General features: G+C 70.6%; 23 protein-coding genes and 1 riboswitch. Of the genes, 14 read left to right on the forward strand and 9 right to left on the reverse strand.

Features of this window, described 5'->3' with window-relative positions:
* Positions 1 to 65 precede the first annotated feature (65 nt).
* Both mgtE and ACFVXC_RS17105 read left to right on the forward strand, forming a co-directional pair.
* Positions 66 to 1,433: a magnesium transporter gene (gene mgtE / locus ACFVXC_RS17100; protein ID WP_389906093.1), complete on the forward strand. Its 1,368-nt coding sequence runs from the start codon at positions 66 to 68 to the stop codon at positions 1,431 to 1,433.
* A 218-nt stretch (positions 1,434 to 1,651) separates the two neighbouring features.
* Positions 1,652 to 2,068: a hypothetical protein gene (locus ACFVXC_RS17105; protein ID WP_389906095.1), complete on the forward strand. Its 417-nt coding sequence runs from the start codon at positions 1,652 to 1,654 to the stop codon at positions 2,066 to 2,068.
* 523 nt (positions 2,069 to 2,591) lie between these two features.
* Here ACFVXC_RS17105 and ACFVXC_RS17110 read toward each other — a convergent pair.
* Complete coding sequence (locus tag ACFVXC_RS17110; protein WP_389906097.1) at positions 2,592 to 2,882, reverse strand: hypothetical protein; 291 nt, start codon at positions 2,880 to 2,882, stop codon at positions 2,592 to 2,594.
* A 101-nt stretch (positions 2,883 to 2,983) separates the two neighbouring features.
* On the reverse strand, positions 2,984 to 3,394 hold the full coding sequence (locus ACFVXC_RS17115; protein WP_389906099.1) for a hypothetical protein: 411 nt from the start codon (positions 3,392 to 3,394) through the stop codon (positions 2,984 to 2,986).
* 298 nt (positions 3,395 to 3,692) lie between these two features.
* Here ACFVXC_RS17115 and ACFVXC_RS17120 point away from each other — a divergent pair, with 298 nt between their 5' ends.
* The gene (locus ACFVXC_RS17120; RefSeq protein WP_389906101.1) at positions 3,693 to 5,111 is read left to right on the forward strand and encodes a PepSY-associated TM helix domain-containing protein; all 1,419 of its coding nucleotides are present in this window, start codon (positions 3,693 to 3,695) and stop codon (positions 5,109 to 5,111) included.
* Between the two features lie 7 nt (positions 5,112 to 5,118).
* Here ACFVXC_RS17120 and ACFVXC_RS17125 read toward each other — a convergent pair whose 3' ends face one another.
* Entirely contained in the window at positions 5,119 to 5,466 is a 348-nt protein-coding gene (locus ACFVXC_RS17125; protein WP_389906103.1) for an ArsR/SmtB family transcription factor, read from the reverse strand.
* 113 nt (positions 5,467 to 5,579) lie between these two features.
* On the opposite strand from ACFVXC_RS17125, the gene ACFVXC_RS17130 reads away from it, so the two are divergent.
* The 5 genes from ACFVXC_RS17130 to ACFVXC_RS17150 all read left to right on the forward strand — a co-directional run bounded on the left by ACFVXC_RS17130 (position 5,580) and on the right by ACFVXC_RS17150 (position 8,902).
* Positions 5,580 to 5,726, forward strand: coding sequence for a hypothetical protein (locus ACFVXC_RS17130; RefSeq protein ID WP_389906105.1), 147 nt, complete (start codon positions 5,580 to 5,582; stop codon positions 5,724 to 5,726).
* The gene (locus ACFVXC_RS17135; RefSeq protein ID WP_389906107.1) at positions 5,690 to 6,676 is read left to right on the forward strand and encodes a cation diffusion facilitator family transporter; all 987 of its coding nucleotides are present in this window, start codon (positions 5,690 to 5,692) and stop codon (positions 6,674 to 6,676) included. Before ACFVXC_RS17130 ends, ACFVXC_RS17135 begins: the two co-directional genes overlap by 37 nt.
* A 52-nt stretch (positions 6,677 to 6,728) precedes the next feature.
* Complete coding sequence (locus ACFVXC_RS17140; RefSeq protein ID WP_389906109.1) at positions 6,729 to 7,151, forward strand: hypothetical protein; 423 nt, start codon at positions 6,729 to 6,731, stop codon at positions 7,149 to 7,151.
* A gap of 153 nt (positions 7,152 to 7,304) precedes the next feature.
* Complete coding sequence (locus ACFVXC_RS17145; protein WP_389906111.1) at positions 7,305 to 7,982, forward strand: DUF3105 domain-containing protein; 678 nt, start codon at positions 7,305 to 7,307, stop codon at positions 7,980 to 7,982.
* A gap of 134 nt (positions 7,983 to 8,116) precedes the next feature.
* A complete protein-coding gene (locus ACFVXC_RS17150) occupies positions 8,117 to 8,902 on the forward strand; it encodes a hypothetical protein (protein WP_389906113.1) in 786 nt (261 codons plus the stop codon).
* Positions 8,903 to 9,426: 524 nt separating this feature from the next.
* Here the strand turns inward: ACFVXC_RS17150 and ACFVXC_RS17155 are convergent.
* Positions 9,427 to 10,296: an alpha/beta fold hydrolase gene (locus ACFVXC_RS17155; protein ID WP_389906115.1), complete on the reverse strand. Its 870-nt coding sequence runs from the start codon at positions 10,294 to 10,296 to the stop codon at positions 9,427 to 9,429.
* 118 nt (positions 10,297 to 10,414) lie between these two features.
* A riboswitch (cobalamin riboswitch) is annotated at positions 10,415 to 10,563 on the forward strand.
* Between the two features lie 37 nt (positions 10,564 to 10,600).
* Between ACFVXC_RS17155 and ACFVXC_RS17160 the strand changes: the two genes are divergently transcribed.
* Positions 10,601 to 10,822, forward strand: a complete 222-nt coding sequence (locus tag ACFVXC_RS17160) for a CbtB-domain containing protein (RefSeq protein WP_389906117.1) — start codon at positions 10,601 to 10,603, stop codon at positions 10,820 to 10,822.
* 19 nt (positions 10,823 to 10,841) lie between these two features.
* Positions 10,842 to 11,600 (forward strand): CbtA family protein, encoded by a 759-nt coding sequence (locus ACFVXC_RS17165; RefSeq protein WP_389906119.1) that lies wholly within the window; start codon positions 10,842 to 10,844, stop codon positions 11,598 to 11,600.
* 163 nt (positions 11,601 to 11,763) lie between these two features.
* Here ACFVXC_RS17165 and ACFVXC_RS17170 read toward each other — a convergent pair whose 3' ends face one another.
* Together ACFVXC_RS17170 and ACFVXC_RS17175 are read right to left on the reverse strand one after the other, a co-directional pair.
* Positions 11,764 to 12,354 carry a histidine phosphatase family protein gene (locus ACFVXC_RS17170; RefSeq protein ID WP_389906121.1) on the reverse strand — a complete coding sequence of 197 codons (591 nt, stop codon included), beginning with the start codon at positions 12,352 to 12,354 and terminating at the stop codon, positions 11,764 to 11,766.
* A gap of 66 nt (positions 12,355 to 12,420) precedes the next feature.
* On the reverse strand, positions 12,421 to 13,290 hold the full coding sequence (locus ACFVXC_RS17175; protein ID WP_389906123.1) for a molybdopterin-dependent oxidoreductase: 870 nt from the start codon (positions 13,288 to 13,290) through the stop codon (positions 12,421 to 12,423).
* A gap of 189 nt (positions 13,291 to 13,479) precedes the next feature.
* Here ACFVXC_RS17175 and ACFVXC_RS17180 point away from each other — a divergent pair, with 189 nt between their 5' ends.
* Complete coding sequence (locus ACFVXC_RS17180; RefSeq protein ID WP_389906125.1) at positions 13,480 to 14,070, forward strand: hypothetical protein; 591 nt, start codon at positions 13,480 to 13,482, stop codon at positions 14,068 to 14,070.
* 46 nt (positions 14,071 to 14,116) lie between these two features.
* Here ACFVXC_RS17180 and ACFVXC_RS17185 read toward each other — a convergent pair whose 3' ends face one another.
* Positions 14,117 to 16,522, reverse strand: a complete 2,406-nt coding sequence (locus ACFVXC_RS17185) for an MFS transporter (RefSeq protein WP_389906127.1) — start codon at positions 16,520 to 16,522, stop codon at positions 14,117 to 14,119.
* Positions 16,523 to 16,752: 230 nt separating this feature from the next.
* Positions 16,753 to 17,262, reverse strand: a complete 510-nt coding sequence (locus ACFVXC_RS17190) for a MarR family winged helix-turn-helix transcriptional regulator (protein WP_389906129.1) — start codon at positions 17,260 to 17,262, stop codon at positions 16,753 to 16,755.
* Positions 17,263 to 17,873: 611 nt separating this feature from the next.
* Here ACFVXC_RS17190 and ACFVXC_RS17195 point away from each other — a divergent pair.
* Positions 17,874 to 19,349: an FG-GAP and VCBS repeat-containing protein gene (locus tag ACFVXC_RS17195; RefSeq protein ID WP_389906130.1), complete on the forward strand. Its 1,476-nt coding sequence runs from the start codon at positions 17,874 to 17,876 to the stop codon at positions 19,347 to 19,349.
* Positions 19,350 to 19,443: 94 nt separating this feature from the next.
* Positions 19,444 to 20,379, forward strand: a complete 936-nt coding sequence (locus ACFVXC_RS17200) for a DNA-binding protein (RefSeq protein ID WP_389906132.1) — start codon at positions 19,444 to 19,446, stop codon at positions 20,377 to 20,379.
* Here ACFVXC_RS17200 and ACFVXC_RS17205 read toward each other — a convergent pair.
* Positions 20,348 to 21,334, reverse strand: a complete 987-nt coding sequence (locus ACFVXC_RS17205) for an NAD(P)-dependent alcohol dehydrogenase (protein WP_389906469.1) — start codon at positions 21,332 to 21,334, stop codon at positions 20,348 to 20,350. The two genes, ACFVXC_RS17200 and ACFVXC_RS17205, sit on opposite strands and share 32 nt — an antisense overlap.
* Before the next feature lie 106 nt (positions 21,335 to 21,440).
* Here ACFVXC_RS17205 and ACFVXC_RS17210 point away from each other — a divergent pair, with 106 nt between their 5' ends.
* Positions 21,441 to 22,142, forward strand: coding sequence for a TetR/AcrR family transcriptional regulator (locus ACFVXC_RS17210; RefSeq protein ID WP_389906134.1), 702 nt, complete (start codon positions 21,441 to 21,443; stop codon positions 22,140 to 22,142).
* The last annotated feature ends 164 nt before the right edge of the window (positions 22,143 to 22,306 follow it).

Genomic DNA, 22,306 nt, shown 5'->3' on the forward strand with positions numbered 1-22,306 from the left:
TTCAGCGGCGCGCTCTGTCCCTGGGTGCCCGTGTTGTGTCTCACCGCTGCGCCGAGGACCTGCCCATGCCTCAGATGAACCTGCCCGAAGAGCTGCGTCCGGAACTGCCCGAGTCGTTGCAGGACATAGTCAAGAGTCATCAACTGCACAGCGTCCTGGAGTGGTTGGAGACCAATCCTCCCCACGTGATCGCCGATGAGCTAGGCCGGATGGACGCGGTCGACGCGGGGATGGCTTTCAGGCTCCTCGACAAGGACAGGGCGCTGACCGTCTTCGAGGAACTGGAACCGGTCGACCAGCAGCAGATCCTGGAGGGACTGCGCGATCGCACCTTCCTGGAGCTCGTCGAGGGCATGGACCCCGACGACCGGGCGAGGATGCTGCGAGAGGCTCCCGCCAAGGTCGCCCAGCGGGTACTCGGCGGGCTGAGCGCGCACGAACGGGGGATGACCTCCGCGCTGCTCGGCTATCCGGAGGGCTCTGTCGGCCGCTATATGACCCCCGAAGTGGTGGCGCTCGATCAGGACCTCACCGTCCAGCAGGCGTTGGAGGTCGTACGGGAGAAGGGAAGCCAGGCCGAGACGGTCTACACGCTGCCCGTCGTGGACGACGGGCAGCGCCTCACCGGCATCGCGGAGCTGCGGGAGCTGGTGCTCAGCCCGCCGGAGACGATGGTCTCTTCGCTGGTCGCCACCGAGCCCGCGTCCGTGTACGCCACCGACTCGGCCGAGCGGGCGGCCCGCCTGATGCGCGAGACCAACGACCTGAACCTCGCGGTCGTGGACAGCGAGAACCGGCTCGTCGGACTGCTCACCATCGACGACGCGCTCGAAGTCATCGAGGCCGCGGACACCGAGGACGTCGCACGGCAGTCGGGCGCCGCGCCCTGGGCCGGGCACTACATGGCCGCGACGGTGTGGCAGCTCGCGCGCTACCGGGCGCTCTGGCTGAGCCTGCTGCTCGTCGCGGCGACACTGACCGTCAGCGTGACGCAGTCCTTCGAGGGCACGCTGGAGAAGGCCGCGCAGCTCGCCATGTTCATCCCGATGCTCATCGGCGCCGGCGGCAACGCCGGGGCCCAGGCCGCGACCGCTTGCGTGCGCGCCATGGCCGTCGGAGAAGTGCGCGGCTCGGATCTCCTGAAGGTCATATGGCGCGAGTGCCGCGTCGGCCTGGTCCTCGGCTCGCTGCTCGCGATCCTCGGCGTGGTCGTGGGAGCGGTGTTCGTCAGCGCGAAGATCGCCCTGGTGGTCGGGATCACCCTGGTGGTCATCTGCGGTTGGGCGGCCACCATCGGCGGCACGATGCCGCTGCTTGCCAAGCGGTTGCGGATCGACCCGGCGGTGGTGTCGGCACCGATGGTCACCACACTGGTCGACGCGACCGGCCTGGTCATCTACTTCATGACGGCGAAGGCCGTGCTGGGGATCTGATCCGCCGCTGATCCGCTGCTGGTCCGCCGCTGATCAGGCCGGGCAACGCAGGGAAGCAGCGAGGGCAGTTGCGGCGTTGTGACCGAAATTACCGGATTCCGTTACGCGTTCTCCGGGTGATCGCAATGTCAGGTGCGTACGTTTATGTTCCTCATTGTGCGACTCGTCGCACAATGAGGACCGCGTACTGACCGACATCAAAGGGGATCACTGTCGTTATGCGTAACACCCGCCGCCGCAGCCTTCTGCGCACCGCCGCCGTCTCCGCCCTCGCCGGATCGGTGCTGTTGATTCCCGCCACCGCCGCACTCGCCGACGGGTCGGGCCCGGAGCCGCAGCCCACGCAGGCCGAGCCCGCCGCGGCGCCCACGCTCACGGCGAAGGCGTCCGTCTCCCACGTCCGCGCGTGGCAGGAGCTGCGCATCACGGGCAAGGCGACCGGCCTGAAGGCCGGGAGCAAGGTGACCCTGCAGCAGAAGCAGCACGGGGTGTGGAAGGCCCTGCCCGCCAGTACGGTCACCAACAAGTCCGGGGCCTACGGCCTGCGTGCCAAGCTCGGCCTCAAGGGCAAGAACGAGCTGCGTGTGGCCAGCGGCGCCACCGTGTCGCCGGTCGTCACGGTGACCGTGAGCTGACTCGCGGCGGGTCAGTCGGGCGCGCCTGAACGCCAGTCGGGCGCGCCCTGAACGCGAGGCGCCTCCTTGCCGCACCGCTCTGTTGGAGTTGGCCGACGAGTGTGGCGAACTCCGTGAACAGGAACCGCCCGCCGGGACGCGGCACCCGCGGGACTCCACGGAGCCCCGCGGGCCGGTCGGAGAGATGGCGGACGCAGCCGATGGACCACGTGGCGTCCAACACCGCGTCCGCTTAGCCCAGTCGCATGGCGTCGCGCGCACATCCCGACGTGGACGGCGCTCGACCCGAGCGTCAGAGCGAGCGCGTCGCCGAACTGGTGGTGCATCGCACCGACTTCCACGGGGGTGGGAGGGGGCACGGTGCGTCCCTGCGCAAGGAGACGTGCTCGTTAGGGTGTGCGCGCAGACCGTGAAGGCGAGTACGCGGTACGCGCCGGACGCTGGGCCGCTACTGGCACCGGGCAGGCCCGCGGTGGAGCCCCGGAAGAGCCAAGCGGTACGGCTGCCCGGCACCCGGTGAGGGTCACTCGCGCTCCGCACGCACCGGTGGTTCGGCGGACTCCTCGGTTCTGGCGTGCGCTTCGACCTGCCGCCCCACCTCGCGCGCCTCGTCGGTCAGCCTCCGCAGCCTGGCCTCGGCCTGATCCGCGCGGGCCTGGAGGCGGGCGGTGTCGTCGGCGATGACCTGGCAGGCCAGGTCCATGGCGGCGTCCACCTCCTCGGCGGAACCGCGCTCCGCAAGTTCCTCCAGCGCGCTCTTGACCGCGGTGATGCCGCCGCGGTGGTGGATGTCGTTCCAGAACTCATAGTCCATCCGGGCAGTTTGCCGGATCGGGGCCATGCTGTGCGAACCGCCCCCGAGGGCGCTGGGCCGGCCGGACGGCCGAGCCCGGGACCGATCCGGCGCCCGGCGCGCTAGGCCCGCAGGCTCGTCAGGACCTCGCGGCAGGCGGACGCCGCGCGGTTCGTGGCCTCGGAGCAGAGGCGGCAGTGCTCGTGGTGCGACGCGTGCCGGGAGCACAGCTCGTGGCTGTGCTCGCAGGCCATCACGCACGCCTGCAACTGCGCGGCGAGGAGCGCGTGATCGGCGTCCGTGCCGCGCGTCAGGACGCGCCGCGTGGCCGAGACCACGTCGGCACAGTTCAGATCGCGGTTGATGGAGGCCCGCAGTTCGTCGGCCTCCTTCTCGGCGAGCATGCCGACCGCACAGGCGGTCGCGGCCTGTTCGCACGCGGAGAGGGCGTCGGCGGCGTCGGCGAGGGTCTGGTTGTCGAGGTGGTCGGCACGAGAGGCAAGGCTGTCGAACAACTCGCGTGTCTGGAGCATCGCGTCTCCAACGGAGTGTTGGGGCCCCGGTTCCGGGGGTTCCCGGCCCTGAGGTTCCCGGTCTCCCGACGCTAGTCCTGTCCCTGCCGCCGGTTAAGGGCCCGCGATACGCCAATCGCGCAGTGCACGGCCATCGGCCGGTTCTCCCCTGTGGATGTGGCTCTGCCACACCGTCCTGTGTGGTGCGCGTCACGCAACCGGTGGCGGCTGCGGGGAACTTATGCGCCCCTCCAGCCGACTCCTGCACCGGTCGCCACGGCCGATCGATCCGCGTCACCTTCCTCCAGGAGAGCAGCACATGTCCGCCGAACCCACACTCCTCGCCCCGGACGACGGGCAGGAGACCCAGGGGGCGCCGCCCTCCGCAGGACGGTCGGGATGGGCGTCGCTGCGTCCGCTCGTACTGCGCCTGCACTTCTACGCCGGGGTGCTCATCGCCCCCTTCGTACTCGTCGCCGCCACCACGGGACTCCTGTACGCCTGCTCGTACCAGGCCGAGAAGATCGTGTACTCCCACGAACTGCGTGTCCCCGTCGGCGAGCACAAGACCGAGCTGCCGATCTCGCAGCAGGTGGCCGCCGCCCGCAAGGCACACCCCGACGGCGCGGTCAGCGCGGTGCGGCCATCGCCGGAGGACGGCGCGACGACCCGCGTGCTCCTGTCCGGAGTGCCGGGCGTGGGCACCGATCACACCCTCGCCGTGTTCGTGAACCCCTACAACGGCGAAGTGCGCGGCGCCCTTGAGCAGTACGGCTCCAGCGGCGCACTGCCGCTGCGCACCTGGATCGACGAGCTCCACCGCGATCTGCACCTGGGGGAGACCGGCAGGCTCTACAGCGAACTCGCGGCCAGCTGGCTGTGGGTGATCGCGGGCGGTGGCCTCGTCCTCTGGTTCGGCCGCCGACGCTCCCAGCGCAAGCTCAAGCTGCGCGGGGCGACCGGCCGCCGTCGCACGCTCTCGCTGCACGGCTCGTTGGGCGTGTGGGCCGCTGCCGGACTGATCTTCCTGTCCGCGACGGGCCTTACCTGGTCGACGTACGCGGGAGAGAGCGTCGGTGACCTGCGCGAGGCCATCGGGCAGACGACGCCGGAGCTGACGGCGACCGTCGCGGGCGGCGGAGAGCACGCGGGACACGGAGGGGCGGGCTCGGGCGGCGCCGCGGGAGGAGAGGGCGTCGGGCTCGACGCCGTCCTGAAGGCGGCCCGTGGCGCGGGGCTCTCCAACCCGGTGGAGATCGTGCCGCCGGCCGACGCGTCGTCGGCGTACACCGTCCGGCAGATTCAGCGCAGCTGGCCCGAGAAGCAGGACTCGGTCGCCATCGACCCGGCGACCGGCGAGGTCACCGAAGTGCTGCGGTTCGCCGACTACCCGGTGCTCGCCAAGCTGACCCGCTGGGGCATCGACGCGCACACCGGCTCGCTGTTCGGGCTCGTCAACCAGATCGCCCTCGCCGGTCTCGCCCTCGGGCTGATCCTGATGATCGTGTGGGGGTACCGCATGTGGTGGCAGCGCGGGCGCGGCAGCTCCTTCGGGCGTCCGCTGCCGCGCGGGGCGTGGCAGAACGTACCGGCGTACGTCCTGGTCCCGCTGATGGCGGCGATCGCCGTGCTCGGCTACTTCGTGCCGCTGCTCGGCATCCCGCTGGCGGCCTTCCTCGTCATGGACGTCGTGCTGGGGGAGATCGCCTACCGACGGGGCAGGCGCGACTACGCCTGAGGCCCGCTCAGTCGTGGGTGGCCGCGCCACTGAGGTGGTGGTCGGCGAGGTTCAGGACCTCGTCGACCACACGGCGCAGGTGTCCGTCGGGCGGGCCGTAGATCATGCGGCGCCCTTCCTTCCGTACGGAAACGAGCCCGGCGAGGCGGAGTCTGGCCAGGTGCTGACTGACCGCGGGGCGGGCGGCGCCGCACGCGGCCGTCAGTGTGGTGACGTCCGCTTCGCCCTTGGCGAGGGCGTGAAGGAGGGCGAGGCGGGTGCGGTCGGCGAGGAGGCCGAGGACCTCGGCCGCATGGGTGAAGTGCTCGACGCCCGGATCTTGCGGGTGCGCATCGTGCGCAGGTGATAGGTGCATGCGTGCGCTCATACGCACATAATGAGTGCGGGCGCCTCGCGGTGTCCACTCTCCCGTCCCGCGTCGGAAGGCCGTACTCGTGAGTGAGCAGCACGGACACCCGCACCCTTCGCATGAGCACCACCGGAACCATGGCCGGGGGCACGATGGCCACGCTCACGACCACGACCACGCCCACGATCACGCTCACGATCACGGTCATGGGTCCGGCGGCGAGGGGCGCTTGGAGCGGTGGCGGCACAAGGCCGGGCACCTACTGAAGCCGCATTCGCACGAGGCCGCGGACAAGGTCGACCCGGCCCTCGAATCGTCCGCGCGCGGAATGCGCGCGCTGTGGATCTCGCTGGCCGTCCTGGGGGTCACTGCCGGGGCCCAGGCAGTGATCGTGGTGCTCACCGGCTCGGTCGCGCTCCTCGGTGACACCGTGCACAACGCGGCGGACGCACTGACCGCGATCCCCCTCGGTGTCGCCTTCGTCCTGGGCCGACGGGCCGCCACCCGCCGCTTCACCTACGGCTACGGCCGTGCCGAGGACCTCGCGGGCATCGTCATCCTCCTGACGATCGCCGCGTCGGCGGCCTTCGCGGCCTGGGCGGCGGTCGACCGGCTGCTCAACCCCCGCGCCCTGGAGCACCTCTGGGTGGTGGCGGCCGCCGCCGTCATCGGCTTCATCGGCAACGAATGGGTCGCCCGCTACCGCATCCGCGTCGGCCGCGAGATCGGCTCGGCCGCCCTGGTCGCCGACGGTCTGCATGCCCGCACGGACGGATTCACCTCCCTCGCCGTCCTGTTGAGCGCGGGCGGCGCGGCCCTGGGCTGGCGGCTCGCCGACCCGATCGTGGGCCTGCTGATCACCGCGGCGATCCTGCTGGTCCTGCGCGACGCGGCACGAGAGGTGTTCCGCCGGGTGCTGGACGCCGTCGATCCCGCCCTGGTCGACGCGGCGGAGGCAGCGCTCCTGACGGTTTCCGGCGTCCGTGGCATCGGCGAGCCGCGCCTTCGCTGGATCGGTCACCGGCTGCGCGCCGAGGTGGCGGTCGTCGTGGACGGGGAGTTGTCCGTACGGGAGGCGCACGAGGTCGCGGTCGACGCGGAGCACGCCCTGCTGCACGCGGTGCCGAAGCTGACCGCCGCACTCGTGCACGCGGATCCGGCGACTGTGCCCGGCGCCCAGGACCCGCACAAGGTCCTTGCGCACCACGCGGTGTGAGGGGGAAGGCCGGGGCTCGGCGCCGGAGCGGCAGCCGCTAATATCTGCGGCCATGGCGTCAGGTCTGCGGGACACGGTGCACGGGGAGCGGCGTACCGCCGCGCGCTGCACCGTGTTCGGGACCAGCCTGGCCACCCTGCTGGCTGTCCTGTGCGTGTGCTTCGGCTTCTCGGCACATCACGACGCCCCGAGCGATCGCGTCGCCGTCTCCTGTCCCGCCGCGCCCCTGCCCGGAGCTGGTGCCCCGGCATCCGCCGCGGAGGCCTCGCTCGGCCACAGCTGTCCCCCCGGCGAGCGGTGCGCGTCCGCCACGCACGCCGCGGCGATCGCGCTCCCGGCACCCGAGCCGTCGGTGCCGACGACGCTGGGGGAGGCGGGACTGCCCGCGGCCCCGGCCACCGCGCTTCCCGTACCGCCGACGCCTGTTCACCGGTACGCCCCGGATCTCCACGTCCTTCAGGTGCTGAGGACCTAGGCCGGACCTCCGCGCGTCCGAACCCGTCCCGCCCCGTCACGCTGCTGTCCACGGACGCGGTCACCGTCACGCGCTTGTGCCGATCACCTCACACACCATCACCGTCACCACCGCCGTGCCCCGGGCACGGCGGAGACAAGGACATACCCGGACATGGGCACCTCCAAGAGCACCTCTCAGACAGGCAAGAAGGCCGGTACCACCGCCGCACGCAAGGCCCGCGTCCAGGAGCTGCGCCGCGCCGAGCAGGCGCGTGACCGGCGCAACCGCATCATCGCCATCACCGCGGGCGTCGCCGTACTGGCCGGTCTCGCCGGATTCGGCTCGTACGTCCTGCTCGACGCGTCGGAGAAGAAGGACAAGGAAGAGGCCGTCGCGCAGGCCCCGGTCAAGGGTGAGAAGACGTGGGACGCGAAGAAGCTGGGGCGCAACCACGTCACGAAGAAGGTCGACTACCCGATGACCCCGGCAGCGGGCGGTGATCACAGCCAGGCGTGGGCCAACTGCCAGGGCGACGTGTACGACGAGCCGCTGGGCGAGGAGAACGCCGTCCACTCTCTGGAGCACGGCGCCGTCTGGATCACGTACAGCGACAAGGCGTCGGCCGACGACATAAAGACGCTGAGTCAGAAGGTCAGTACAACGCCCTACACGTTGATGAGCCCGGTCAAGGAACAGAAGGACGCCCTCACGCTCACCGCGTGGGGCCGTCAGCTCACCGTGGACGGGGCATCGGACCCCCGGGTCGAGCAGTTCCTTGGCAAATACGTCCAGGGCGAGCAGACTCCGGAACCCGGTGCGGCCTGCACGGGCGGTGTCGGGCCGGCATGAGGGTGAGCGCGTGAGCGGAACGAGAGTGAGCGTGTGAGCGGAACGTACGCGGGAGCGGCCGGGAGGCGAGTTGCCGGCCTCCCGGCTGCTCCCGCCGGGTGCCATCGAAGGTCGGTACGCCTAGTCTCTGTGGTGTGCTGAGCATCGTTGATGATCTGGCCGGGTTCGGGCCGCTGCGGATGTGCGCCCACGCGCCGTCCTTCGGCGACCGTGAAGACCCGGACGACCTGACCGGTCTGCGCGTGCTCCTCGTCGCGGACGTCCTGGCCCGCGTCGTCGAGCTGGGCGGCCGGGCCGTCCTCATCGGGTGGACCTGCCCGCCGTCGGCCTCGGCCGACGCCGCCGGTATCCGTCCGGCCGACGCCCACGGCACCCCCGACGAGATCGCCGAGGCTCTCGGCGGCCCGCCGACCGTGCACCTCACCAGCCGTACGTACGCAGGTGCGGACGGTCTGTCCCTGCACATCGGCGAGGCCGTCGCCACGGACGTGGATCGCGCCACGGACGTGGATCGCGACACGGGCCGGGACGCGGGCGGGGACGCGGGCCGGGATTCCGATCGGGACGCGCTCGCCCTGCGGCTGCTCCTGCTCGGCCACCCGCACCACGAGCCCGTCGACGTCACGGGGCAAGCCGTCGCCGCCGCCGCTGAGAAGCTGGCCAACTGGCGTAAAGCGGTGGCCACGTGGGCCGACGAACCGTCCAAGGCGATGCCCGCCGACGTTGTGCGACGGGCCAGTGCCGCCCTGGAGGAGGGGCTCGACACCCCGGCCGTGCTGCGGCTCCTCGACGATCTGGAGGCGGCCGTCGACGTACCGGGCGGCGCCAAGTTCGAGACGTTCGCGCACCTCGACCGCGTACTCGGTCTCGAAGTCGTCCGCGACATCGGCCGCTCGCACTCCGCCGACGTGTACCGATGAGCCGCCCTGACGCCTCTTCGAGCAACGGATCGAGTCCGACAACTACCGCGTAAAGCACAGAAGGTCGAGGCGTGCGGCCAGGCGTTCACATATGGATGACCGCCTATGTGGACGTGGTCGGGGTCGGCCCGCAGGTTGCCGACGAGGCGGTGGCTCGCTCCGACGCGTCTGAGGTCGCTGCCCCGGCAAGGCCGTACACCTCGGCAGAGCGTCTGATTCCCGCAGTCCAGGCGGATTACGTCCCCCCTGGTCAGAGCCGTCGCCCGGAGCGATCCGACGGCCGCCGAGCCGGTGCGGGTTCGGGCCGGGCGCGATCGTGATTCGTGACGCATAGATGCTGCTCATCGGCTTCGAGGAGCACGGACAGCCGCGACTTCGGCAGTGCCGACGGGCCGTAGACGCGCGTGCAGTGCCTCGGCCAGCGAGAGAGTGCGCCATCCGCCCGGCATCTCGATTCCGGTGTCTGACGTTCTGTGGCAAGGCTTCGCACCGTGCCGGTGCCTGTCGGCGTGTGGGGTGCGGCTCTAGGGGCCCACCGCGCCCCGCACGAATCTCCGAAGGTGCGCGCGTGCCCCATCGGGCTGTTCGAGCCAGGGCTCGTGGCCGGCGCTGTCGATCCGCGTCAGGGGAACATTGAGCCGGTACGCGAGGGACTCAAGTTCCGACAGCGGGCGGGGATCATCAGCACCGCCGAGGATCTCCACCCGCGCCGGAAGACACCTGCGCAGCGCGTCAAGGTGCTGGTCGAGTGGGTCCGCACGTGATTCCGCGCCGAGTTCACGGTTCATGACCCAGTTGATGGGGCGGCGTTCGCGGGCCCCCTGCGCGGCCCAGTGCCAACGGCGCTCGGGATCGGCGTGGTCGGTGAACCAGGACAGCGTGAGCAACTCGACTTCCTGGTCCTCGGAACGGTGCGGCAATTCCTGCAACTCGCGCAGCCGCTCCCCTTGCGGTGCCGACATGCGGCGCTCGCGTTCCGCTTGATACCCCGTACGCCACTCGCCGACAAACGGCCCGCACATCAGCAGCATCGCGGCCACCCGATCCGGGTGGGCCACACAGAACCGGCCGGCCAGGGTGGCGCCGTATGAGTGCCCGATCAGCACAGCCTCCGGCACGTCCCACACGTCTAGAAGCTCAGCGAGATCGTCAACATGCCGGGCGAGAGTATGGCGGCCCTGCCACCGGGACTTGCCGGTGCCGCGCTGGTCGTAGCGGTACACGGGAGCGAGGTCCGCGATCATGGTGGCGACGTCGCTCAGATAGTCCGGCAGGCCAGGTCCGCCGTGCAGCAGGACCACGGGCGGCTTCCGAGCCCTGTCGCCCAGCGCAATCCAGCGTATGCGAGCTTCGTCGGTCATCGGCGCAAGGCCCTGCGTCTCTGTCAATTTCACCGTGGAGAACCTACCGACGTCCCGGGATCTCCAGCCAGCCCCCGATTCACGTGGACGGTGTGTGGCTCGCGGCTCCTGCCGCAAGGCCATGGAACTGGAGGCGCTCTTGGCCAGGCACCTTGCGCGCGGTACGGTCTGTTCGATATCGACGACGGCAGGCGGAAGCCGGTGGAACTCCGGCACGGTCGCGCCACTGTGAACGAGGCATTTCCCCGTAAAGCGGGAAACGTCGCGTGAGTCAGACCCGCAGCTGTCGTCCTGTGCACCACCGAGATGGGACGCGAACTCCCGAGGAGGATCTGCCATGGCGCAGACCGTCGCCCAGTCGACAGCCACCACCCCTGCTCTTCCCGCCAAGTTGCCGATCGGCGCGATCGTCCCCTGGGCGGTTTTCTTCGGCATCCTGATGCTCGTCCTGCTGTACTTCGTCGGCGCGGAGCAGGGTGCCACCTCCGTGGTCAACGGCGCGGATGTTCACGAGTGGGTCCACGACGCCCGCCACCTGCTCGGCTTCCCCTGCCACTGACGAGGAAGACCGCGCGCCCATGAACTCCGCAACTGTCAGAAGACTTCTTGCGCGGGGCATGCTCGCCGGCCTGGGCGCCGGCGTGCTCGCCCTTCTCGTCGCCTACTTCCTGGGCGAGCCCAGCGTCGACAACGCGATCGGTTTCGAAGAGGCACACGCCCCTGCCCACGAACACGAGGTCGAGCTGGTCAGCCGCAGCCTCCAGTCCACCGGCGGCCTCGCCACGGGTGTCCTGATCTACGGCGTGGCCTTCGGCGGCATCGCCGCCCTCGCCTACTGCTTCGCCCTCGGGCGCGTCGGCCGCTTCACCCCTCGTGCCACGGCCCTCCTGCTCTCCGGCACGGCCCTGCTCGCCGTATACGTCGTGCCGTTCCTGAAGTACCCGGCCAACCCGCCGTCCGTCGGCGACCCCGACACCATCAGCAAGCGCACGATCCTGTACTTCCTGATGATGGTGCTCAGCGTGCTCCTCGCGATCGCCGCCGTGATCCTCGGCAAGCGGCTCGCGCCCAGATGGGGCACCTGGTACGCCACTGTCACCGCAGGCGCTTTCTTCATCCTGGTGATCGCTCTCGCGTATCAGTTCCTGCCGGTGATCAACGAGGTCCCGAAGGACTTCCCCGCCGCTCTGCTGTGGCGGTTCCGCACCTCGGCGCTCGCCATCCAGCTCACTCTGTGGACCGGATTCGGGCTGATCTTCGGGGAGTTGGCGCAGCGTGTGCTGACTCCGCGATCGCAAGCGGCTGTAGCGCCGGAGGCAACTACCGCACCGCACTGAGAGATACCGCACTGCTCCGGCGCCATCGAAACGGCCGCGGCGCGGGACCCTCAGGCAGCGGGCAGACCTCGTCGTCGCGAGACGGGCAGCAGGCGGCTGTCGACCCCGGTGGCTGACGGCTCGCCTCGCCCCGGCCTGCCGGGCATCCGTAGGCGCTGCGGCATCAGTCTTCGGTGTCGGCCCGCCGCGTGCCGAGCGCCTCTCCGAGCCGCAGATTCCACCGTCCGGAGCGTCCGCTGATGTGGGCAGCCGTCAGTGGAGGCACGTCGAGCCGCCAGAAGGCCGCGGAGGGTGCTCTGAGGACCGTGACCACGACGGCCCGAACGATCTCCGGCTCCACCACGGCGAGGGTTCTGCCCGTGACCCCGGAAGCCGCGTCCAGCCATATGGCGACGCGCTCACAAAGGGCCAGTACCGATTCCCCGCCGGGAGGCGCGATGGCCGGGGCCGACAGCCAGCGGCTCACCGCTTCCGGCTCCCAGGTGCTGACTTCTTCGAGTGTTCTGCCCCGCCAGCGCCCCATGTCCAGGGCGCCCAGTTCGGTTTGGTCCAGAGCCGCGAGACCGAGGGCCGACGCCGTTTCCCGGCAGCGCACAGTGGGCGAGGCCACCACCCGGTCAGCGGCGGGAAGCGTACCGGCGGCCGCTTTGGCGAGTGCGGCGCCTCGCGTGTCGAGCGGGCTGCCGTCGTCGAACCGGGCCTCCCGCAGGGATCGGCTCGTCGCCGGCGAGATCAAGGTGACGCGACTGGTCACGCCTTCGCTCCTGTTCTTCGTGCCGGGTGGGTGCGCACGACGTCTGCGTGGCGTCACAGCGGCGCACTATACGTGCGTCCGGCGGTGGCGAGTTGATCTGCCCTGTTGCACCGTCACAGGCTCCCCGGCCACCCGGTCGTCGATCAGCGGCACAGGACAGGGACGCGCTGTACGAGGTTGTTTCCGAAGCCTCCTCGGTTCCACGGTTGGTCCAGGGGCTGGGTATGGCCGTCGGCGTCGGAGGCCCGGACTGGCCTGCTGGAAGCCGGTGAACGGGGTGTCGACGAGTTCCACGGCGCGGAGCCGTTTGACGTGCGCCATGCCGTACCAGCCGGGTACCACGAGCCGCGGCGGGCAGCCGTGCTGGGGCGGCAGCGGGCCGCTGTTCATCGCGTACGCGAGCAGCACGTCCGCGCCCACGGGGAGTGACAGGCCGCGCCGGTAGTCCTGCTCGACGCCACGCTCGTCTCCGTGGTCGGCGCCCGTGAAAACGGCCTCGACCGCGCTGTTCCCGACGTCCGCCTCCGCGAGCACCGTCCGCAGAGGCACGCCCGTGCAGTCGGCGGTACCCACCGCCTCCACCAGCCAGGGCTGACTGACCGGGCGCGGGCTCAGGCGGGCACGGCCGTTGCCCGCGCACTCCATCGTGACCCGGTGAATAACGGACGCCAGCGCCCGCAACTCGTCAAGACCCAGTTCCAGAGGGGCACGGACCTGCCCGCCGACGGACAGCCGCCACGTGCCCGCGTCGACAGCGGGAATGTCGTAGTGGACCAGTACATAGTGGAGGCCGAGCGGTGTGACGTCGTAGCGCAGGGCCTCCAGCGGCAGCCCGTGATTGCGTGCCGCGAGCGCCAGTTCTTCCTCGCCGATGCCCTCACCGGGAGCGGCGACGCGCCCCGGTGTGCTGACTTCACCGAGGGATGTCCGCTTCATGCCTCCATGATGAGCCCGCGCGGGCCGGACGCGCACGGGCGACCGGCTCCTTTTGGCCTTCAGAACTCATCGCGCTGGTAAGCAAGTTGTCGGTGGGACTCTTGAGACGAACGGGATTGCTGCGCGTACGTGACGGCACACGGAAACCCAGCCGGTGGTGGCGTACACCTCCGGGAACAGGAGCCGCACGTGTCACGCGAGAAGACCCTCAGCCGTAAGAAGAAGGCTGTCCTCATGGTGGGCGCCGCCGCGCTGGTGGCGGGAACCGCGGTGATGATGACCGGTACGAGCCAGGCCTCGGTGGCGTGTGAGGGGCTGGCTGCCGCGCTGAGCGACAACGAGCAGTTCATCGCAGGTCAGCGAGCGAATCCCGATGCACAGTCCGCGGTGCGGATCGCCAACCGGGAAGCGGTGATCGAGGAGATCGGGCGGAAGCAGGCGGCGTCGGGCTGCAACGCGGAGGCCGGCGCGGGTGACAGCGCCTCAGCCCCCGCGACTCCGCCCGCGGACAGCGGAGACGCAAGGGCTGAGGGTGAGGTCGTCTGCGCCGGTTCCACCGTCACACTGTCCGGCGAGGGCGGCGCGCCGGCCGCGTCCAGCAGCGATTTTCCCCTCGGTACGCGGCTGAAGATCACGAACCTGGGCAACTCCAAGTCCACCACGGTGGAGGTCGCCTCGACGTCGGGCAGCTGTGTGCTGCTCAACAACGCGGCGTTCGAGGAGGTGCGTGAGGCCGGGAAGTTCCTGATCCGCGAGGTGCGGATCGAACGCGTTGGATAGATGGATTTCGGGGTGACAGGTTCCCCCCGGATGAGGAGACAGAAGCTCAGGGCATCGGGTGGGACAGCTCGATGTCGAGGGCCTCGGTGCCGGGGCCTGTGACGCGCAACGGGGTGGAGAGAGGCGGGTAGCCGCTGGCGATGACGGAGTACTCACCGGTGTCCAGGTCCGTGAAGGCGTACACGCCCTCCGCGTCGGTGGTGGCCGTCGCCGCGACGTTGCCGGCCGCGTCGACGAGTGTGACGCGGGCGTCCGGCAGCAAGCGCTGGTCGGCTCCGGACCGCACCTCGCCCCGGAGCCAGGTGCCGGGGACGAGGGCGATCTCCACCCGGCCGGGTCCGCCGTCGCCGACGATGACCGGGGCGGCGGCCGGCCGATGCCCCTCCGCGTTCACGGCGACGGTGAACTCACCCGCGGGCAGATCCCCGAAGGCGAACTCTCCGTCCTGGCCGCTCTGTCCGGTGGCGAGCACCTCGCCGCGCGCATCGGTCACGATCACCATGGCGGCACCGACCGGCAGCCCGGCGGCGTCGCGGATGCCCCCGCTCAGGCCTCGGGTGCCGGAGAGCAGGATGTCGTACGCGAGCGGCTCGTCGCCGACGGTGACGGTGGCCGCCTGCGGCTGGTGCCCCTCCGCGGCGGCGATCAGTACGTAGGTGCCGGCGCCCGGGGCGGTGAGGTCGTAGCCGCCGTCGGATCGGGCCACCGTACGGCTCAGTTGGCGCCCCGTCAGGGAGATCAGGGTGACCGTGGAGGAGCGGGCGGCGCCGGTCGAGCTGTGGATGTGTCCGTGGACGACGGGGCCGGTCCGGACGGCCGCTTGCGGGGCCTGGGACGGGGGCGTCTCGTGTGCCTCCGCCGCGGCAGGGGCCGGGGGCGTCGCCTGGGCGGAGGCCGGAGTCGGCCTGGCCGGTTGCGGGCGGCGGAAGCCGATCAAGGTGGCCGTGGCGATCAGGGCCACCAGCATGCCGACCGCGCCGATGGTCATGCAGACGTGGACGGCGTCGGTGAAGCTCGCGCCGATCGCGCCGAGCGCGGGTCCTGTCGCCTCGGGGGAGAGGCCGAGGTGACCCGCGGCGCCCACGCCGCCCTTCGCGAGGGCCTCGCTCACCTGCTGCTGGTCGGCGACGGGCAGTCCGGAGTCCGCGAGGTGCCCGGGCAGGGCGGAGGTGAGCCTGCTGGTGAGGACGGCTCCGAGGACGGCGGGGCCAAGGGCGCCACCGAGCTGGCGCAGGGTGTTGTTGCCCGCGCCCGCCATGCCCGCCAGGTGGTGCGGGACGCTGCTGACGGCGACCGCGCTGATCGGCGTCATCACGAAGCCCATGCCGAGGCCGAACAGCGCGAGCGGGCCTGCCATCGCGCCGAATCCCGAGTCGGTCTCCAGGCCGGTCAGCCACAGCATGGCGCCGCCGGTGCCGAGCAGGCCGACGCAGAGGAGCACGCCGGGGGCGACCTTGCCCATCAGACGGCCGACGAGCGGTCCAGTGACGATGGAGACGCCGTTGAAGACCAGCATCCGCCAGGCGATGTCGAGGACGGAGAGCTGCTGGACGCTGCCGAAGAAGAGGCTGAGCGTGAAGACGGAGCCGATCATCCCGAACATGACGATGGCGTTGACGACGCCGGCGCCGGTGAAGGGGCGCACCGCGAACAGTTTCAGGGAGAGCATCGGCGAGGGGGAGCGCAGCTCGACGACGACGAAGGCGATCAGGCCGAGTGCGGCGGCGGCGAACGCGACGACGACCTTGGTCTGGCCCCAGCCGTCGGCCCCGCCGCCCTCGATCACGCCGTAGATCAGGCCGATGATGAAGATGATCGCGGCGATCTGGCCGGGGACGTCGATGGCGCGTCCGTGCGCGGAGCGGGAGTCCTCCAGCATCCGCATGGCCACCAGGCCGGTGACGGCGGTGATGACGGCGGCCGGCAGGAAGATCCAGCGCCAGGAGGCGTGCTCCAGGATGACGCCACTGATCAGCGGCCCCAGGGCCATGCCGATACTCAGGGACGCGGCCCATGCTGCGATGGCCTTGGCGCGGGCCCGGAAGTCCGGGTAGGCGTGGCTGATGAGGGCGAGCGTGGAGGACGCGAGAGCCGCCGCACCCGCGCCGGCGACGGCCTGGCCGACCCAGACCTGCTCGACGCTGTGCGCGGTCAGGGAGGTCACGGAACCGGCGGCGAACAGGAGCATGCCCGCGAGGTAGGCCTTCTTGCGGCCGTACAGGTCGCCGATCAGGCCGAAGGTGAGGATCAGAGCGGCCATCGGCAGGATGAACGCGTCGGAGACCCATTGCAGGTCGGACGTGGAGGCGCCGAGCCCTTGCTGGATGCGTGACAGGGACACCGAGACGCTGCCGATGGGCACGTATGCGGCGAACATCCCGAGACACGCCAGCACGGTGGTCAGTGCCGGGCGCGCGACGGCGCGGTGGTGGGGGGTGGATATCGCGGACATGGTGAGACGGCCCTCCTGATCGAACGCGCCGATCAAGTTATCAGTTGCCTGTCAAAGTCCCAAATGGCTGAGATCGGAGGGGGTGGGGCTCGGCCCCTCTTGGGACGCGTGGACCTGTCCGCTATCAGGGCCGTGGCGCCTGCTCGGCCATCGAGGCGTGGGTCGGCCGATCGCCGGCGATGCCCGTTCGTCGTGGTCCCGGTGCCGGGAGGCCCGGCACCGAAACGCTCTCAGCCGGCCTTGGGCGGGTCGGGCCACATGCGGGCCACGGGCGAGTCGGGGCCGTCGAGGGCGACGGCGATGCGGCGCATACCGAGCGTCAGACGGGCCAGCTCCTCGGGCCCGCCGACCGCGTCGGAGAGCCGTTCCACGACCGCCTCGACGAGCCGCCGCCCCTTGACCATGCCGAGCAGCCCGGCCTCGGTCGGCTCGACCAGCACCACCCGTTTGTGCACGGCGTGCGGATGCCGCTCGATCCACCCGATCCGCTCCAGATGCGCCAGCGCCGTCGTCACGCTCTGCGGCGTGATGTTCTGCGTTCGGGCCAGGTCCGCCCCCGACAGCGGCCCGTACTGGTCGAGAGTCATCACGATCCCGAGCTGCGTCATCGTGACGTCCAGGGAGCGCAGCCGTTCGTTCAGGGCACGATGCACGGAGTTGTTCGCCCGCCACATCGAGTGGCTGAACGTCTGGTTCCACGGCGTGTCGGAGGCGGTCCCCTCCGGGTGACGGCTCGGCATCTTCAACTCCCTGCGGGCAAACGGCCCTCATCCTAGCGGTGAGGGACCGGCCCGGGCCCGACCACTTGCGAGGGAGGGACTCGTGGCGGAGTGACGGCCCGATCGTGACCGGGATCGACCGGGACCGGGCACCACGGCCGGTCGGTCAGGCGGTGGTCAGGTGTGGTCGAGCGCCCATGCCAGGGCGTGATCGGCGATCTCCTCCCAGCCGTTCTGCGCGGGCATCAGATGGGACCGTCGCGGATACTCGGCGCGGGCGCGTACCCAGGCCGTCGATCAGTTTCTCCAGTGACGCGATGATCGAGGGGACGGTGAGTTCCTCGATCGGGGCGGGGGGGGGTGTTGAGTTCCTCCACCTCCCCCTCGAAACCCGGGTAGGGCGGGGCGAGGATCCTGAAACCCTGGGACTGGTGATCCTGAAACCCTGGGACTGGTAGTGAGTTCGCTCTGAACACAGCACAGGTGTCCGAAGCCGGGTCCGTCCCGTAGCCGGCTGCGGGCCCGTTCAAGTGCCGTTCAGCGCACAACCATCAGCCGTTTCCGCGTGTCTCGTAGATGAATCACATCTGTGCGCACGCGTCTCGACATCGCTCGCGCCATGAGGAGGAACCGTGGGCATCCGCAGACCTGCCATTTCGACCGCCGTGGCCGCCGCCCTGATCGGGTCACTCGGCGTGCCGATCGTCGCGGGCACCGCATCTGCGAGGGACGGCGCCGACACCGTGCGCGAGGACTTCGACGGTGACGGCTACCAGGACATCGCTGTCGCAGCCCCCGGCGCGAAGGTCGGTGGCCATGTTTGGGCCGGCTACATCACGATCAGCTACGGCTCGGCGCATGGCCCCGACCCCGCGCGCACCACGGTCATCACCCAGGACACCCCCGGTGTCCCCGGCGACTCCGGCGACAACCAGGTCTTCGGCTACGCGATGGTCTCCCGCGACCTGGATGGCGACGGCCTGACCGATCTGGCGGTGGTCACCCGCGATCACCGACCGGAGAACAACGTCGGCGGATCGGTGACCGTCCTGTGGGGCCGAAAGACCGGCGTCTTTGGCCAAGGCGCCGTCCGTATCGACGCACCGGCGAACGCCCAGGTCGGCGAAGACATCACCGCGGGCGACTTCGACGACGACGGGCACCTGGACCTGTTCATGCGCAACGGCGAGGACTACGACTACCACGACGTGCTCTACGGCCCCTTCGGCCGGGACGGCGCCCCCGCCCGCGAGCAGCAGGTGAAGGTGTACAGCACCGACAACTCCATCAACTCGACCGCCGCGGGCGACTTCAACGGCGACGGCATCGAGGACCTCGCGACCTTCTACGTCTACGAGAACCACGCCGAGGGCGGCAAACTGTGGCTCGGCACCAAGGCCGGTCTGTCCACCGTCCCGCAGCGGCTCGACTCCTCGTCCAGCACCGCCGTCGCCGACTTCGACCAGGACGGCTACTCCGACCTCGCCACTCGCATCTTCCCGAACGGCGACACCGAGGGCACCGAGGAGGACCCCGGCACCGTAAAGATCTACTACGGTTCGCCGTCCGGCCCCAGCCGGACCCGCACGCAGACGATCACGCAGAACACGGCGGGCGTGCCCGGGGCGAGCGAGAAGGGCGACCAGTTCGGCGGACGGCTGAGCGCAGGCGACGCGAACGGTGACGGATACCCCGACCTGGCCGTCGGCGTCCCCGGCGAGGCGATCGGCTCGAAGGCGAAGGCCGGCGCCGTGGTGCTGCTCAAGAGCGGCAAGGGCGGGCTGACCGGCAAGGACGCGCAAGCGTTCCACCAGGACACGGAAGGCGTGCCGGGTGCCGCGGAGTCCGGCGACCTGTTCGGTGGTTCGGTACGACTGCTCGACGTGACGGGGGACGGCAAGGCTGACCTGGCCGCGGGCGCGCCGGGTGAGAACCTTGGCACCGTCGTGAACGGCGGCGCGGTGTGGCTGCTGCGCGGCGCCGCCTCCGGCGTGACGGCCTCGAAGTCGGCCGCGCAGAACCCGACGGACATCGGGGCACCGGCGGCGAAGGCGTTGTTCGGCTTGAACCTGAGCGGCGACAACGGCCCCGGAACGGTGATCCCCTAGAGCTCGCAACACGACCATGAGCGGGATGTAGAGCCTGCCGCACAAGGACGTGAACCGCCCGCGCCCGGTGCGGCGCCCCTGGCACCCTTGCAAGATGACTCCCAGGGTCGTCCGCACCACAGAGCGCCTCCTGGCCCTCGACGCCACGTCCGGTGCGACCTCCGCGATGCCCGCCGTGCGCGAGGCCATGCGGAGTATCCCGGAACTGTCCGCCGGCCCCGAGGCCTTGCGTTCCTGGAGCAGTGACCGGCTCGCGGGGCTCGCCGAACTGTGCGAAGTCATCGGGTGGGTCCTCTTCGACGCGGGCTTCTACCGCGAGGCCCACCGGATGAACGCACGGGCGCTGGCCCTGGCGGAGCTCTGCGGTGACCGCTGGACGGCCCGCTTCGTCCTGCTGAACGACAGCATGCTCAAGGCCCATACGGGGGCGCCGCGCAGCGCCCTGGCGACAGCGGCGCGTGCGAGCGGGACACGAGTGCTCCCCGCCAGGGTCAGTAGCCTCGTACTGATCCGCCAGGCACACGCGATCGCGCTGCTGGGCGGACATCGGGAGCCCATCGACCTGATGGCCCGCGCCCAGAGCCGGTTCCTGGACGGCGTCTCGCGTCACGACCCGCCCTGGGCCTGGTGGATCGACCAGACCGAACTCCTGGGACACCAGGGCTGGGTCCTTGCCCGACTGCGCCAGTGGGATCAGGCCATTCCCCTTCTGTACGAGGCGGTCGCCGCGCCAGGTCCTTCCTACCGGAACCTGTTCGCCGCCCAACTCCTCGCGGCTCTGGCGCGCGCCGGAGCCTGGAGAGAGGCGGAGGATCTCATCGCCGAGCTCGCTCCCCGTGCCGCCCGCATCGGGTCCGTACGGACGACCCGGACACTCGAAGGGACGGCGTCGGGCCTGCTCGACGAGAGGCGCGGGCCCGTGATCCCCGTACCGCTGCGGGAAGCGGCGGTGTTCCTGCTGGAGTCCCTGCCCGTGCCGCAAGGCCTGAGCGAAGGCCTCAGCTCAGCTCCGTCACCTGTGATGCCCTGACGTCTACCACCAGCTTCCCTCGGACCCCGCCCGCCTCCAGCGCACGGTGCGCACCGGCGACGTCAGCCAGTGGGTACACGCTGTCCACAACGGGCCGTATCGCACCGCTCTGCGTCAACCGGGTCAGTTCCGCGAAGAGTTGGTGGCCAGGGTTCCCGCTGAAGATCCGCACGCGTCGCGAACCGAACACCGTGGACCCCATGATGTAGGAGAGCGACGCGGCCATGCGCCGGGCGTCGAAGGTGACCGCCACCATGCGGCCTCCCGGTGCGAGCAGTCGGCGGAATGCGCTCAACTCCGTGCCGACCGTGTCGAGTACGACGTCGAAGCGGTCGAGGTCGGCCGGCCCAGTGGTCGTGTAGTCGAAGGCCTCATCGGCTCCGAGCTCCCGCACGAAGCCGAGGTTCTTGGCACTCGCGAGCGCCGTGACATGTGCGCCGTACGCCCGCCCGAGCTGGACGGCCACGCTCCCGACGCCGCCGCTCGCACCACGCACAAGGAGTCGCTCGCCCGCCGCCAGACGGGCCTTGTCCCGCAGCGCCGTGATCACCGTCGTGCCGACACCGGGCAGGGCCGCGGCCCTGACCAGATCAAGTCCGGCCGGAGCGAGGGCCAGCTGCCGAGGGCGTACGACCACGAACTCGGCCGCGCTGCCGAATCCTTGGGACCGTGCCAGGGCGCCCCACACGCGGTCGCCCGTCGCGAGGCCGGGCACGGGGGAGCCCAGAGCCGCCACCTCACCGGCGAAGTCGATCCCCGTGCGCTTGGGGAAGCCCCGCCCGGCAAGTCCCGTCACCAGCCGCACCTTCCCTGCCCGGCCCATCAGCTCGCCGCCGTTCACGCTGGCGGCGTGGACGCGCACCAGCACCTCACCCGGGCCCGCGTCCGGCTTCGCCAGGGTGCCTTCGTACAGGACCTCCGGAGAGCCGTAGCTGCCGTACAACGCCGCGCGCATGTCACTCATCGTTTCCGTATCCCTGTCCGTGGCCGCTGGATGTCACTGTCAGCGACGTTAACGCGCTAAACGGAGAGGACCGTCCACTTGAGCTAATGTGAGAAACATGCCTGCTGATTCCTCTCGGATGCGGCCCGAATCCTCGCGGACGCGGCCGACGGCGGAGCTCGCCCCGACCTCGGCGGCAGGGCTGCGCGCGGACGCGCTCCACAACCGCGAACGCGTCCTCGAAGCCGCCCGCGATCTGTTCGCCATACGCGGCCTCGACGTGCCGATAGCCGCCATCGCCCGCCGTGCGGGCGTCGGCGTGGCCACGCTCTACCGCCGCTTCCCCACCCGGGGCTCCCTGGTCACGGAGGTCTTCGCGGACCAGTTCGCGGCCTGCGTGGCAGTCGTCGACGACGCCCTCGCGGACCCCGATCCGTGGCGCGGGTTCCGAACGGCCATCGAGAAGGTGTGCGCCATGCACGTGGCCGACCGCGGATTCACCGCCGCGTTCCTGACGGCGTTCCCGGACGCGATCGACTACGAGGGGGAACGCGCGCGTGCCGAGCGGGGCTTCGCGCAACTGGTGCGGCGCGCGAAGGACGCCGGGCGGCTGCGCGCCGACTTCGACCCGGCGGACCTCGCGCTCCTCCTCATGGCCAACTGCGGCATCGCGGTGGGCTCCGAGGAGGCGGCAGCGGCCGCCTCCCGGCGTTTCGTCGCCTACCTCCTCGATTCCTTCCGTGCCGACCGCACTGCCCCGCCCGAGCCGCTGCCCGCCCCGGTTCCGCTGGAGTTGCGCCACGTGGGGACCGGCCGGTGAGGTGACGCACGGTGCGCCGGGGACACCTGACACATCTGACGGCTCCGATGGGGGCGACATTCAGCCTCCGGCCCAAGCCGCCTCACGGCGTATTGCTTCCGCGCCCCACTCGTACGACAGTCAAAGTGCCCGCTGTAGGGGCGAGTTGACAGCTCGCCCGCAGA

Origin of the sequence: Streptomyces sp. NPDC058257, from assembly GCF_042881845.1 — a bacterium.
Lineage (GTDB): Bacteria > Actinomycetota > Actinomycetes > Streptomycetales > Streptomycetaceae > Streptomyces.

Bases quoted from the DNA above. Each gene is read 5' to 3' on its own strand.
- ACFVXC_RS17160 (WP_389906117.1), top strand. From the start codon at position 10,601: ATGGCGCAGACCGTCGCCCAGTCGACAGCCACCACCCCTGCTCTTCCC.
- ACFVXC_RS17175 (WP_389906123.1), bottom strand. From the start codon at position 13,290: ATGAAGCGGACATCCCTCGGTGAAGTCAGCACACCGGGGCGCGTCGCC.
- ACFVXC_RS17115 (WP_389906099.1), bottom strand. From the start codon at position 3,394: ATGCTCCAGACACGCGAGTTGTTCGACAGCCTTGCCTCTCGTGCCGAC.
- ACFVXC_RS17165 (WP_389906119.1), top strand. From the start codon at position 10,842: ATGAACTCCGCAACTGTCAGAAGACTTCTTGCGCGGGGCATGCTCGCC.
- ACFVXC_RS17205 (WP_389906469.1), bottom strand. From the start codon at position 21,334: ATGCGCGCGGCGTTGTACGGCAGCTACGGCTCTCCGGAGGTCCTGTAC.
- ACFVXC_RS17110 (WP_389906097.1), bottom strand. From the start codon at position 2,882: ATGGACTATGAGTTCTGGAACGACATCCACCACCGCGGCGGCATCACC.
- ACFVXC_RS17105 (WP_389906095.1), top strand. From the start codon at position 1,652: ATGCGTAACACCCGCCGCCGCAGCCTTCTGCGCACCGCCGCCGTCTCC.
- ACFVXC_RS17200 (WP_389906132.1), top strand. From the start codon at position 19,444: ATGACTCCCAGGGTCGTCCGCACCACAGAGCGCCTCCTGGCCCTCGAC.
- mgtE (WP_389906093.1), top strand. From the start codon at position 66: ATGCCTCAGATGAACCTGCCCGAAGAGCTGCGTCCGGAACTGCCCGAG.
- ACFVXC_RS17190 (WP_389906129.1), bottom strand. From the start codon at position 17,262: ATGCCGAGCCGTCACCCGGAGGGGACCGCCTCCGACACGCCGTGGAAC.
- ACFVXC_RS17185 (WP_389906127.1), bottom strand. From the start codon at position 16,522: ATGTCCGCGATATCCACCCCCCACCACCGCGCCGTCGCGCGCCCGGCA.
- ACFVXC_RS17120 (WP_389906101.1), top strand. From the start codon at position 3,693: ATGTCCGCCGAACCCACACTCCTCGCCCCGGACGACGGGCAGGAGACC.
- ACFVXC_RS17130 (WP_389906105.1), top strand. From the start codon at position 5,580: ATGAGCACCACCGGAACCATGGCCGGGGGCACGATGGCCACGCTCACG.
- ACFVXC_RS17210 (WP_389906134.1), top strand. From the start codon at position 21,441: ATGCCTGCTGATTCCTCTCGGATGCGGCCCGAATCCTCGCGGACGCGG.
- ACFVXC_RS17125 (WP_389906103.1), bottom strand. From the start codon at position 5,466: ATGCACCTATCACCTGCGCACGATGCGCACCCGCAAGATCCGGGCGTC.
- ACFVXC_RS17140 (WP_389906109.1), top strand. From the start codon at position 6,729: ATGGCGTCAGGTCTGCGGGACACGGTGCACGGGGAGCGGCGTACCGCC.
- ACFVXC_RS17145 (WP_389906111.1), top strand. From the start codon at position 7,305: ATGGGCACCTCCAAGAGCACCTCTCAGACAGGCAAGAAGGCCGGTACC.